Origin of the sequence: Arthrobacter sp. YAF34 (genome assembly GCF_052113245.1) — a bacterium.
In the GTDB taxonomy this organism is placed as follows: Bacteria; Actinomycetota; Actinomycetes; order Actinomycetales; family Micrococcaceae; genus Arthrobacter.
Window position 1 is genome coordinate 1 of the sequence record NZ_JBFRCV010000017.1, and the last position, 12,556, is coordinate 12,556.

Annotated in this window: 10 protein-coding genes, 1 tRNA gene and 1 pseudogene; 6 read left to right on the forward strand and 6 right to left on the reverse strand. The window is 67.3% G+C overall.

Annotated features, from left to right (window positions below; genetic code table 11):
* A pseudogene (locus AB4Y72_RS17830) lies at positions 1 to 440 on the reverse strand (HNH endonuclease); the annotation flags it as partial.
* 281 nt (positions 441 to 721) lie between these two features.
* On the opposite strand from AB4Y72_RS17830, the gene AB4Y72_RS17835 reads away from it, so the two are divergent.
* The 4 genes from AB4Y72_RS17835 to AB4Y72_RS17850 all read left to right on the forward strand — a co-directional run bounded on the left by AB4Y72_RS17835 (position 722) and on the right by AB4Y72_RS17850 (position 3,398).
* Positions 722 to 1,186 (forward strand): MarR family winged helix-turn-helix transcriptional regulator, encoded by a 465-nt coding sequence (locus AB4Y72_RS17835; protein ID WP_441427476.1) that lies wholly within the window; start codon positions 722 to 724, stop codon positions 1,184 to 1,186.
* Positions 1,187 to 1,331: 145 nt separating this feature from the next.
* A complete protein-coding gene (locus AB4Y72_RS17840) occupies positions 1,332 to 1,718 on the forward strand; it encodes a hypothetical protein (RefSeq protein ID WP_441427477.1) in 387 nt (128 codons plus the stop codon).
* A 100-nt stretch (positions 1,719 to 1,818) separates the two neighbouring features.
* Complete coding sequence (locus AB4Y72_RS17845; RefSeq protein ID WP_441427478.1) at positions 1,819 to 2,973, forward strand: NAD(P)-dependent alcohol dehydrogenase; 1,155 nt, start codon at positions 1,819 to 1,821, stop codon at positions 2,971 to 2,973.
* On the forward strand, positions 2,970 to 3,398 hold the full coding sequence (locus AB4Y72_RS17850) for an HIT family protein (RefSeq protein ID WP_441427479.1): 429 nt from the start codon (positions 2,970 to 2,972) through the stop codon (positions 3,396 to 3,398). The genes AB4Y72_RS17845 and AB4Y72_RS17850 overlap by 4 nt, the downstream gene beginning before the upstream one ends.
* Before the next feature lie 55 nt (positions 3,399 to 3,453).
* Here AB4Y72_RS17850 and hrpA read toward each other — a convergent pair whose 3' ends face one another.
* Positions 3,454 to 7,530 (reverse strand): ATP-dependent RNA helicase HrpA, encoded by a 4,077-nt coding sequence (hrpA, locus tag AB4Y72_RS17855; protein WP_441427480.1) that lies wholly within the window; start codon positions 7,528 to 7,530, stop codon positions 3,454 to 3,456.
* A gap of 100 nt (positions 7,531 to 7,630) precedes the next feature.
* Positions 7,631 to 7,798: a hypothetical protein gene (locus AB4Y72_RS17860; RefSeq protein ID WP_441427481.1), complete on the reverse strand. Its 168-nt coding sequence runs from the start codon at positions 7,796 to 7,798 to the stop codon at positions 7,631 to 7,633.
* Positions 7,799 to 7,879: 81 nt separating this feature from the next.
* Here AB4Y72_RS17860 and AB4Y72_RS17865 point away from each other — a divergent pair, with 81 nt between their 5' ends.
* Complete coding sequence (locus tag AB4Y72_RS17865) at positions 7,880 to 8,845, forward strand: GlxA family transcriptional regulator (protein ID WP_441427482.1); 966 nt, start codon at positions 7,880 to 7,882, stop codon at positions 8,843 to 8,845.
* 94 nt (positions 8,846 to 8,939) lie between these two features.
* Here the strand turns inward: AB4Y72_RS17865 and AB4Y72_RS17870 are convergent, their stop codons facing one another.
* The 3 genes from AB4Y72_RS17870 to AB4Y72_RS17880 form a co-directional block, all read right to left on the reverse strand.
* Positions 8,940 to 9,248, reverse strand: a complete 309-nt coding sequence (locus AB4Y72_RS17870; protein ID WP_441427483.1) for a protealysin inhibitor emfourin — start codon at positions 9,246 to 9,248, stop codon at positions 8,940 to 8,942.
* Between the two features lie 121 nt (positions 9,249 to 9,369).
* Positions 9,370 to 10,461, reverse strand: a complete 1,092-nt coding sequence (locus AB4Y72_RS17875; RefSeq protein ID WP_441427484.1) for a M4 family metallopeptidase — start codon at positions 10,459 to 10,461, stop codon at positions 9,370 to 9,372.
* Between the two features lie 169 nt (positions 10,462 to 10,630).
* Positions 10,631 to 10,706 (reverse strand) — tRNA-Arg (locus AB4Y72_RS17880).
* A gap of 185 nt (positions 10,707 to 10,891) precedes the next feature.
* On the opposite strand from AB4Y72_RS17880, the gene argS reads away from it, so the two are divergent.
* Positions 10,892 to 12,556, forward strand: coding sequence for an arginine--tRNA ligase (argS, locus tag AB4Y72_RS17885; RefSeq protein WP_441427485.1), 1,665 nt, complete (start codon positions 10,892 to 10,894; stop codon positions 12,554 to 12,556).

Below are 12,556 nucleotides of genomic sequence, written 5' to 3' on the forward strand. Positions count from 1 at the left end.
TCGCGAACGATCAGCGTGGCCCGCCATTCGTTGAGGATCCCGGATTCCAGCGCCGCGAGGGTGTGCGGCATTTCGGTGATCAGGGCCTTGGCCAGGCCCAGCAGCCGACCGCCCTTGGCGGGGGATTCGCGCCGGGCGAGGGCGATCTGAGCGCCGACCCCGGCCCCGAGTTTCGCGGCGGGCATGCCGGCGGCGGCCTGCTCGCGGCGCTGCAGGAGGTCGAAAGCCACAGCGATCCGGGCCTGCCGGGCTGCGATGGCGGATTTGGCGTCTTCGAGTTGGCGGATCCGGTCGATCAGTCCGGCACTGTCGGTCGCCGCGGGGACGGCGGTCACCAGCTCGACGGCCGCGGTGAAGGACCCGCCGTCGTGCCCGGCGCGCCTGAAGCCAGTCCCGCCGGATGCTGCCGGAACCACATCGGGCCCCTGATTGCCGTCCATGGAATCAGACTATCGGGCACCTGTGACAGTTAAACCCCAGTTGATCCGCCGCAGACATCGGCACGAACTACCTGTCCAGTTTGCCCGCAGTGGCCCCCCGCGAAGCACCGCCGGTAGGCAAGCCAAGGTCCGACACGGCTGCCGGCAACAGCAACGCGAGGTCACCTAGCGCCCATAAATCCGCCGCCTCATAGGCCGCAAGTGACCCCGCGTTGCTGTGGCGGGCCGGCGGTGTTGCCCCCTTGACAACAAAAGCCGATATTAGTTAACTGCTTAACAATATGGACAACACCGAACAGCACGGCATCGTAGAGAGCGCTGTCTTCAAGCTGCACCGCGCCACGTTGCTCGTGGACCGGGTCGCGGACCGCTACCTCCAGGAACACCACGGAATGCGCTATTCAGCTTTCCTGGTTCTGCTCACCATCGGCACAGTCGGCCAGCTAACGCAACGACAAATTGCAGACAATCTTGACGTGTCACGGGCGTCAATCACCCAGCGGCTCCGACGGCTCCTCGATGATGATCTGGTCACGGCGCGGCCCCACCCGGAGGACGCCCGGGCGAACACAATCTCGTTATCCCGGAAGGGAGCGGAGCTGCTGGAACGCGCCTGGCGCGGCCTCGAAACCCATCAGGACGGAGTTGATGAGGGAGTAGACGTCAAAGCATTGGTTCTACAGCTCGACCGGATTAGCGACAATGCCCTCCGGGTACTCAACGCCAGCGCGGGGGAACGGCCATGACTCGGCGTATCACGAAACCTCCAGCGGCGGCTGCTCTCTCGATCCCTTGTCCGCCCTTCCTGGAATTCATCCGAACGGGCGAACCCGAGATGCCCGACCTTTGGAGCCGGGATCTCCCGGCGCCGGACGCGAGATTGGTTTCCTCATGGCCGTAGTTCAGCTTGCCGCGATAGTCGCCTGCGCCATCCTGGCCGGTCTGAGCATTTTTCAGGCCGCCCTGATCGGCGGGGCGCCGTTCGGGAAGATGGCTTGGGGTGGACAGCACGATGTCCTCCCGGCCAGGCTCCGGATCGGAAGCGCGGTGTCCATTGCCCTTTACGCGCTTTTTGCCTATGCGGCGCTGGCCAGGGCCCAGATGGTCCCGCCAGCGGTCAGTGAAACCGCCACCGCGGTTGTCGTTTGGGTGCTGACGGCGTATTTCACGCTGGGAGTGGTGATGAATGGGATCTCGCGCAGCAAACCGGAACGCCTCACCATGACCCCCGTCGCACTGCTCCTTGCAGTCCTGTATCTCGTCCTCTCGCTCAGCTGACGGCCGGGAGATTCCGCCCGGGGAGCGTAGTGGCCGGCGCGGCCCCGGCCGCCCGCCCCCGAATTGGCGTAGCGGCCGCACCCGGGGGTAGCGTCGGATCATGACTCCCGGACGTCCCGTACCGCCGCCCCTCGCCAAGCCGCTTCCCGATCTGACCTCGGACACCTCGATGCCGGGCGCGCGCCTGGTCGCTGCCTACGGTGCCACCGCACCGGATAGCGGACTTGTTCCCCTGACCGTGTCCCGCCGGGCACCCAAGGCGGAGGATATTGAGATCGCCATCGAATTCTGCGGACTGTGCCACTCCGACGTGCACGCCACCCGCGGCGAATGGGGTGGAGACACTTACCCGCTGATCCCGGGCCACGAGATCGTCGGCCGGGTCACCCGTCTCGGCTCGGCGGTGGACGACTTCACCGTGGGTGAGCGCGTGGGCGTGGGCTGTATGGTGGATTCGTGCCGCGAATGCGACAGCTGCCTGGACGGCCTGGAGCAGTACTGCGAAAACAGCATGATCGGAACCTACGGCGCCAAGGATCCCCGCAACGACGGCGCCATCACCCAGGGCGGGTACTCGACGTCCATCGTCGTGGACCGCAACTATGTCCTGCGCGTCCCGGAGAGCCTGGACCCCGCCGCGGCCGCGCCCCTGCTGTGCGCCGGCATCACCACGTATTCGCCCTTGAACCACTTTGAAGTCGAGGAAGGCGACGTGGTCGGTGTCGTCGGTCTCGGCGGCCTCGGGCACATGGCCGTCAAGATCGCCAAGGCCATGGGCGCCGAGGTCAAGGTGTTCACGACGTCGGAAAAGAAGTTCGCAGCGGCCCGCGAGCTGGGCGCCGACGACGTCATCCTCTCCACGGATCCGGCCGCGATGGAGGCGGCGGACCGGAGCATTGACGTCATCATCGACACCGTCGCTGCGCCGCACGACCTCAACCCGTACTTCCGCACGCTTCGCCTGGACGGCGCGCTCTTCCAGCTGGGCCTGCCCTCGGAAGCGATGCCGCCCGTCAATCCCGGCGCGCTGATCCGGCGCCGGATCGCGTATGCGGGGTCGCTGATCGGCGGCATCGCCGAGACCCAGCAGATGCTGGACTTCTGCGCCGAACACGGTGTGGTGTCCGACGTCGAGGTGGTCCGGGCGGACCAGCTCAACGAAGCCTATGACCGCATGGTGGCCGGCGATGTGAAGTACCGTTTTGTCCTGGACGTCAGCACCCTGGGGTCCCCGGCGGAAAAGGCGGACGCATGAGCACTCTCTTCACGAAAATCATTAACGGCGAAATCCCGGGCCGCTTCGTCTGGCGCGAGGACGACGTCGTGGCATTCCTGACGGTGGGCCCGCTGGCCGACGGCCACACCCTGGTGGTGCCCACGGAGGAAGTGGACCGCTGGACCGACGCCTCGCCTGAGGTCCTCGGCCGGGTCATGGAGGTTGCCCGGAAGATCGGCGCCGTCCAGGTGGACGTGTTCGGCGCCGCCCGCGCCGGCCTGATCGTGGCCGGCTACGAAATCAACCACATGCACGTCCACGTGTGGCCCTCCAACTCGATGGCGGACTTTGATTTCGGCTCGGTCGACCAGCACCCGGATCCTGCCAAGCTGGACGCCAACGCGGAGAAGCTCCGTGAAGGCCTCCGTGCGGCCGGGCACGCGGAGCACGTCCCGGACGCGTAGCTCCTCACGCCTGACTCAATCAGGAACTGGCGCCGGCGCAGCACCCCCAAGGGGTCTATGCCGGCGCCAGTACTTTGTTAAGGGCCGCGCGGATGCGCTTTTCGGACACCGAGTACGCGGTGCCGAGTTCGACGGCGAAGAGGCTCACCCGCAATTCCTCGATCATCCAGCGCACGTGGGTTAAATCCGCACCGGCCCGCCGTCCGGGCAGGAGTGCGGAGACGGCGTCGTCGTAGTCGTCTTCCAGGGCCTGGACAGCGGCCATGTGCTGGGCGTCCCGCTGGACGTTGCCCGGCAGCTTCTCGAGGCGCTTTTCGATCGCCGCGAGGTAACGCGGCAACTGGCTGAGCTGCGCGTAGCCCGTGCGTGCCACGAAACCGGGATACACGAGCTGCTCCAGCTGGCTCTTGACGTCGTTGAGTGCGCTGATCAGAGCTAGGCTCGTGGTGCCCTTCAGCTGCTTTTCGATCCGGCGGGTGCTTGCCAGAATCCGTTCGACGACGGCGGTGACCGTGAAGACCGTGTCGATCAGCTCTGCCCGGACGCTTTCGTAGAGCGCCTTGAACGACGCCTCGTCCCACGGCAGCTCCGCCGGCGTGAGCTTGTCGACGGCGGCCAGGGCGCAGTCCGCGATCAGCGCGCTCACGGACCCGTGGGGGTTCTGGCTGAACGTCAGTTTCTCGGTGTTGTTCAGGTGCTCCAGGATGTAGCGGTCCGGCGGCGGCACCTTGAGGGCCAGAAGCCTGATGACTCCGGCGCGCATGGCCTCCAGCTGTTCGGACTGCGTCTGGAAGATCCGCAACGCCACCGACGTGCCCTCGTCCACCAGGGCCGGGTAGCCGGTGACGGTGTGGCCGCCGACGCTGCCCTGGACCTGGCGCTGGACAGGTCCGAAGGTCCAGTCCGTCAGCCCGGACAGTTCGGCGAAGCCGCCCGGCGCGGCGGATGCTGCGCCGGCCAGAGCGGCCGACGGCGACGCGCCGGACCGGGAAACCCGGCCCGCGTCCCTTCCGTTCGCCGGAGCTGTCCCGCTCGCACCGGCCTTCCCCCTGGCCGCCGTCCCTTTCGCCGGCGCCGTGGTGGCCGGGGTGGCACCGAGGGACTCGGCGATGGCGCGGCGGGTGGCCGGGGCCAGCCGCTCCTGCAGCGCGCCGAGGTCCTTGCCCTCATCCAGGACCTTGCCGCGGGAATCCACCACGCGGAAGCTGACCCGCAAATGCGCAGGCACGGCGTCCCAGTTCCAGGACCCGGGCGGGATGACCTGTCCACGGATCCGGCGCAGCACCAGTTCGAGTGACGGTTCGAGTTCGTCCGTAGCGGGATCGAAGTCGGCCTCCAGAGCCGCGACGGCCTGGCGTGCCACGTCCGGCGCGGGAACGAAGTTCTTTCGGATCTGCTTCGGCAGCGACTTGATCAGCGCCGTGACAAGCTCCACCCGCTGCCCGGGGATCAGCCAGCGGAACGCGGCGTCGTCGAGCTGGTTCAGGAACAGCACGGGGACCTCGGCGGTGACGCCGTCGGACGGATTCGGCGGCGAGCCGGGCGCCACGGGATGGAACTCGTAGCTCAGCGGCAGCTCGAAGCCCTTGTGCAGCAGGGTCTTCGGGTAGGCCGAATCATCCAGAGCCGCGGCGTCCTCGCTGATCAGCAGAGACTGGTCGAAGTCGAGGAGCGCGGGATCCTGCTGCCGGGCGTCCTTCCACCACTTGTCGAAATGCCGCTCGGACACGACGTTCTTGCCGATCCGGGCGTCGTAGAACTCGAACAGCGTCTCGTCATCCACCAGGATGTCCCGGCGCCGCATCCGAGCCTCGAGCTCCTCGACCTCGTGCAGCAGGGCGCGGTTGCGGTGGAAGAACTTGTGGTGGGTCTGCCAGTCGCCTTCAACCAGGGCGTGGCGGATGAAGAGCTCGCGGCAGAGCTCCGGTTCCACGGTGCCGTAATTGACGCGCCGGCTGGGGATGATGGGCACGCCGTACAGGGTGACCTTTTCGTGGGCCATCACCGCGCCCATCTTCTTGGACCAGTGCGGTTCGCTGTAGCTGCGCTTGACCAGGCCCGGGGCCACCTGCTCGGCCCAGAGCGGATCGAACTTCGCCGCGACGCGGGCCCAGAGCCGGCTCGTCTCGACGAGTTCTGCGGCCATCACGAAGGTGGGGGACTTCTTGAACAGTGCCGAGCCCGGGAAGATTGCGAAGCGGCTGCCGCGGGCGCCGGCGTACTCGCGCTTGCGCTCGTCGAGGATGCCGATATGACTCAGCAGCCCCGAGAGCAGGCTGATATGGATGCCGTCATGGTTGCCCACGGGATCGGCCAGGCGCTTGTTGTCCAGGCTGATGCCCAGCGGCCGGGCGAGCTGGCGCAGCTGGGCAAAGAGGTCCTGCCATTCGCGGACCCTCAAGTAGTTGATGAACTCGTTGCGGCAGAGCCGGCGGAACGCGGTGGAGGACAGCTCCTGCTGCTTCTCCTGCAGGTAGTTCCACAGATTCAGGTAGCCGGTGAAGTCCGAGTTCTCGTCCCGGAACCGGGCGTGCTTCTCCGCGGCGAGCTGCTGCTTATCGGTTGGGCGCTCCCGCGGGTCCTGGATGGTGAGCGCCGCGGCCAGGATCATGACTTCCCGGACGCAGCCGCGTTTGCCGGACTCCACGATCATCCGGCCGAGCCTCGGGTCCACCGGCAGCTGAGCCAGCTGCTGCCCGACGGCGGTGAGCCCGCCCCCGCTTCGGCCGGTGCCGTTCCGGCCGGCAGCAGCCCCGGCACGCCGGGAGCCGTTGCGTCCGTCGCCGTCGTCCGTTGGTTCCTGCCCCGCGGCGCTAAGGGCGCCAAGTTCGCGCAGGAGGCTGACTCCGTCGTTGATGGCGCGCGAATCCGGCGGCTCGACGAAGGGGAAGTTCTCCACATCCTTTGGCCCCCGGGCCACGCCCATGGCGGTCATCTGCAGGATAACGGCCGCCAGGTTGGTGCGCAGGATTTCCGGGTCCGTGAACAGCGGCCGGGATTCGAAGTCTTCCTCGGAGTACAGCCGGATCGCGATGCCGTCGGAGACACGGCCGCAGCGGCCCGAACGCTGGTTGGCCGACGCCTGCGAGACACGCTCGATCGGCAGGCGCTGGACCTTTGTGCGGTGCGAGTAGCGGGAGATGCGGGCCGTGCCGGTGTCGATGACGTACTTGATGCCGGGGACGGTGAGCGAGGTTTCCGCGACGTTGGTGGCCAGCACGATCCGGCGGTTTCTGCCCGGGTGGAAGACCTTGTGCTGCTCCTGCAGGCTGAGCCGGGCGAAGAGCGGAAGGACCTCGGTGCCGGCCAGTCGCCGGTTGGACTGGATGCGGGCGTTCAAGGCCTCCGCCGCGTCGCGGATTTCGCGCTCGCCGGAGAAGAAAATCAGGATGTCGCCGGGGGCCTCCAGGGCGAGCTCGTCGACGGCGTCGCACACCGCGTCGAGCGGGTCGCGGTCCTCTTCCAGTTCGTCGTCCGAGGCCGCGCCTTCGCCGGTGTCGTCGTCGGCGCCGCCGCCCGCAGGCTGGGAGAGCGGCCGGTAGCGGATCTCCACCGGGTAGGTCCGGCCCGAGACCTCGATGATGGGGGAGGGCTCGTCCTCGCTGCCGAAGTGCTTGGCGAACCGCTCCGGATCGATCGTGGCGGAGGTGATGATGATCTTCAGGTCCGGGCGCTGCGGCAGGATCCGCTTGAGGTAGCCGAGGATGAAGTCGATGTTGAGGCTGCGTTCGTGGGCCTCGTCGATGATGATGGCGTTGTATTTGCGCAGCAGCTTGTCACGCTGGATTTCCGCCAGCAGGATGCCGTCGGTCATGAGCTTGACCTTGGTGGAGCGGCTGACCTCGCCGGTGAAGCGGATCTGGAAGCCCACCTCCTGGCCGATCTCGACGCCGAGTTCCTCCGCGATGCGCTCGGCGACGGTGCGGGCCGCGAGCCGGCGGGGCTGGGTGTGGCCGATCAGCCCGTTCTCGCCCAGGCCGAGCTCCAGGCACATTTTCGGGATCTGGGTGGTCTTACCCGAGCCGGTCTCGCCGGCGATGATGGTCACCTGGTTGGCCGCGATGGCGGCCATCAGATCTTCGCGGCGCTCGGAAACGGGCAGCTCGGCGGGGTAGGAAATATGCAATGTCATGGCTGAAGACAGTCTACTGGGGGCCCGCTGTCCCGTGTTCAGTCACGCCGCATGGTGAGGGCCCGGCCGTATGGGCCGGGCCCGTGGCGGGGCGCGGGGGTCAGAAGGTCCGCAGGGTGTAGTTGACGCTGGGAAGGTCCCGGGCCATCCAATACTCGTCCGAGCGGACGGGCGGGGTGTGGCCGAGGCCATCTTTGCGCAGGGCCGAGATCGTGGCGGCGACGACGGCGAGGATCAGGACGATGAGGGCGATTCCGAGGAGTTCCATACCTCCATGGTTCGCCGATGCACCCATGAAAAGAAGTGGCAGAAATGCCCAAAAAGCTATAATTTCTGCCACACTGGATTCATGATCAAATCAGTGGCAATGATCGTGGTCCCCAACTTCTCGATCTTCGAGTTCGCGACGGCTTTCGAGGTCTTCGGCGTCGATCGCTCGGGCCGCGGAAACGGCGTGCCGGCCTTCGATTTCCGCGTCTGCGCCCCGGAACCGGGCGACGTTCCGCTCAAATCCGGTCTGAGCATGCACGTCAGTCTGGGGCTGGAGGCGGCTGCGGACGCGGATCTGGTGGTGATGGCGCCGTACGGCCGGGACGAGGACGTTCCCGAATCCGTTCTGGAGACCCTGCGGGCAGCCCATGCCCGCGGTGCCTGGGTGATGTCCATCTGTTCGGGGGCGTTCGCGCTGGCCCGGGCTGGCCTGCTCGACGGCCGCCGCTGCACCACGCACTGGCACTACTCCCAGGAGCTCGCCGCCAAGTATCCCGCCGTCCAGGTGGATGAAAACGTCCTGTACGTCGAAGACGGCCGGATCATCACCAGCGCCGGCACAGCCGCGGGCGTCGATGCCTGCCTGCACCTGGTCCGCGTTGAATTCGGCGCCAAGGTGGCCGCAGCCATCGCCCGGGACATGGTGGTGCCGCCACACCGAGACGGCGGCCAGGCACAGTACATCGACCGGCCCATTCCGCAGTGCGGCTCGGAACCGATGGAACAGCTGCTGCAGTGGATGGTCCGGCACCTGGACGAGGAACACCCGGTCAACGAACTGGCGGCCCGGGTCCACATGTCGCCACGGACGTTCGCGCGGCGCTTCCGCTCGGAAACGGGGGCAACTCCGGCGGCCTGGCTCAACTCCCAGCGGGTGCTGCGCGCCCAGGAGTTGCTGGAGAGCACGGAGCTCAATATTGACGAGATCGCCCGTGAGTCCGGCTTCGGGCATTCGGTCTTGTTGCGCCACCACTTTGCGAAGGCGCTGGACACCAGCCCGCAGTCCTACCGGCGCACGTTCCGGGGACACCTGGCCACGGCCTAAGGTGCCACGGTATGCGGAGCCGCGCTGCAGGGGCGGCGCTGCGCTACAGGGGCGGCGCTGCGCTACAGGGGCGGCGCTGCGGGGGGAGCCGCGGCTAGTCGGGATCCGGCGACGCTGCTTGCCCTGCTGCCTGCTCTGCCGCGGCGCGGGCGCATTCGACCAGGTCGCGCCACGGCCCCGTCAGTTCACGCTCGGGCAGGACCGCGCGGCGTTGGCCTGCCCGGATGCTGTACATGAACCGGTCCGGCTGGCCGGCCGCCCCGCCGGTTCCGGCAACGGCGTCCCACGGGCAGGCCTCAATCAGCGGTTGCCACCGGTCGGTGTCCTCGGGCGGCTCCGGCCGGACGGTCCACGTCCGCGGCATTCCGGCCATGCCGCCGCTGCGCTGGACTGTGATTTTCATGAGCGTGTGATCTTCATGAGCGTGAGAAATTCATGAGACTGTGATCTGCATAAGCCTGCGATTTCATGTGCCTGGACTTTCACGAGTCCGCGATCCTCACGGCCGGGTTGCTGCGTTGGGGTTACAGCTTCACCTTCACAGTTTCCCACGCCGACCGGACGGCGTCATGTGCCGGGGAATCGGCGCCAAAGAGCTCCTTGGCGGAAGCCGCAGTGGCCCGGGCAAAGGCCCCGAACGTGGCGTTTGGCGAGAGCGTGCCGCCGGAAAGGGTCTGGTACCAGATCTGCCCCGGGGCGTCCCAGGCGTTGCCGCCGAGGGCCGTTGCCACGAGGCAGAATGCGCGGTTGGGGATGCCGGAGTTGATGTGCACCCCGCCGTTGTCCGCGCTCGTCCGCACGTACGAATCCATCGAGTCCGGCTGGGGATCCTTGCCGAGGACGTCGTCGTCGTAGGCGGTCCCCGGCGCTTTCATGGACCGCAGGGCGGCGCCCTGCACCTGGTCCGTAAACAGACCCTCGCCGATCAGCCAGCTCGCCTCCGCGGTGGACTGCTGCTTCGCATACTGCTCCACGAGGGCGCCAAAGACGTCGGACAAGGATTCGTTGAGGGCGCCGGCCTGGTTGCGGTAGTTGAGGCCGCCCGAGTACTGCGTGACACCGTGGGCGAGCTCGTGGCCAATGACGCTCAGTGACTTGGTGAACCGGCCGAAGACCTCGCCGTCACCGTCGCCGAACACCATCTGCCGGCCGTCCCAGAAGGCGTTGTCATAGCGTTTGCCGTAATGGGCCGAGGCTTCGAGGGGCAGTCCCCGTCCGTCAATGGAATCGCGGCCAAAGGCGTCTGCGTAGAGCCGGTGGGTGTGGCCGAGCCCGTCATACGCCTCGTCCGTGGCCGGATCCCCGGTGGGTGCCTTGCCCTCCTTGCGGACCGGACTGCCAGGTAGCTGTTCCAGGGACCGGGCATCGTAGATGGTGCGCTCCGGCGGCCCGGACTTGGCCCCCCGCACTCCGGGGGGCGCCAGCAGGGACAGCTCGGCTCGTGCGGCATGGAAGGTCGGGACGTGGAGGAGCGCGTTGCGGGCGGCTTCGGCCGCTCCGGAGAGTTCATCCTGGGCAGCCAGGCGGCGGAGCAAATAGGGCGGAACGATGGAGCAGTGTGGGAAGGAGCGGTGTGGAAAGAAGCGGTGTGAAAAGAAGCGGTGTGGAAAGAACATGTGAGACCCCCTCATGCCTCGGGGCGTGCAGGGTAGCCCGCCACCGATGAACACAGCCTACGAGCGGGCACCGACAATTGGCAGGGGGAAAGCCGCTGGTTTTCCGCGTTCTTTCACCGGGATTAGGCACAAAAAACCCCGCCACTTCGTTGAAGTGGCGGGGTTCCGATGGTGCCCTCGATTGGAATCGAACCAACGACCTTCTGCTCCGGAGGCAGACGCTCTATCCCCTGAGCTACGAGGGCAGTCAGGGATCCTGCCGTTTCCAGCGGGACGTCCTAGAGCTTAGCAGGAAGGTGGCCCTCAACGGAAAATCGGATTCTTTCCTCGCGTCGGGAGCCGGGGTCCGGACCGGGGCCCCGGGTCACCTCATCCGTCATGCCGGGGCCCAAATTCCGCCGCACCACGGGCCCACCGGTAGGCTAGAAGGGTGACCCCAGAAGAGCTCTCCCTTGCCATATCCGCCTGCCTGAAGGACGCCGTCGCGGCCGGCGACATCGCCCTTTCCGTGGCCGAGATTCCGGATGAGGTGCGCGTTGAGCGTCCGAAGAACAGGGACCACGGGGACTGGGCCACCAACGTCGCCCTCCAGCTGGCCAAGGCGGCCGGGACCAACCCGCGGGAGTTCGCGTCCGTCCTCAGCGCCCGGCTGAAATTGATCGACGGCGTGTCGGCGGTGGACATCGCCGGCCCCGGCTTCCTGAACATCACGGTGGACGCCGCGGCCGCGGGCGCCCTCGCCAAGGCCATCGTCGAGGCCGGCGCGGATTATGGCACCAACACCGCGCTCGCCGGGCACGTGGTCAACATGGAGTTCGTCTCCGCCAACCCCACCGGCCCGCTGCACATCGGCCACACCCGGTGGGCCGCCCTCGGCGACGCCATCGCCCGCATCCTCCGGGCCTCCGGCGCCGACGTCACGGCCGAGTACTACATCAACGACGCCGGATCCCAGATGAACGTGTTCGCGAACTCCGTGTTCGCCCGGCTGCACGGCCGGGACGTGCCCGAGGGCGGTTACCCCGGCCAGTACATCGCCGACCTCGGCCACGAGGTGCTCAGCGAGCACCCCGGCATCCGCGAGCTCACCGAAGTGGCGGCCCTGCCGGTGATCCGGGGCGCCGCGTACAAAGCGCAGCTGCACGACATCAAGCAGACCCTGGCCGGGTTCGGCGTGGCCTTTGATGTCTTCTTCTCCGAACAGGAACTCCACGACGCCGGCGCGATCGAAGACGCCGTCGCCCGCCTGCGCGAACAGGGCCACGTGTTCGACGACGGCGGTGCGGTCTGGCTGCGCACCACCGACTTCGGCGATGACAAGGACCGCGTGATGATCCGCGCGAACGGCGAGCCGACCTACTTTGCCGCCGACGCCGCCTACTACCTGTCCAAGAAAGACCGCGGCTACACCGAGAAGATCTACCTCCTCGGCGCCGACCACCACGGCTACATCAACCGGCTCAAGGCCATTGCGGCCGCCGCCGGTGACGATCCCGAGGTCAACATCGAGGTCCTGATCGGGCAGTTGGTCTCTGTCAACGGTGCCAAGCTGTCCAAGCGCGCGGGCAACATCATCGAGCTCAAGGACCTCATCTCCTGGCTCGGGAGGGATGCAGTGCGCTACTCGCTCGCCCGGTTCCCGGCTGATTCGCCGCTGACCCTGGACCCGGAGCTGCTGAAGAAGCACAGCAACGAAAACCCCGTCTTCTACGTCCAGTACGCCCATGCGCGCTCCCGGGGCGCCGCCCGCAACGCCGTCGCCGCCGGCGTCGAGCGCCGTGTCAACGGCAAGGACAGCTTCGATGCGTCCCTGCTGGACCACGCCACCGAAAACGAACTGCTCTCGTACCTCGGCAGCTACCCCTCGGTGGTGGCCAAAGCTGCCGAACTGCGCGAGCCGCACCGCGTGGCCCGCCACCTGGAGGTCATCGCCGGCGCCTACCACCGCTGGTATGACGCCTGCCGGGTGGCGCCCCAGGGCGAGGATCCCATTACCGACACCAACCGGACGAGGCTGTGGCTCAACGATGCGACCAGCCAGGTGCTGGCCAACGGACTGGAACTGCTGGGCGTCTCGGCGCCGGAACGGATGTAA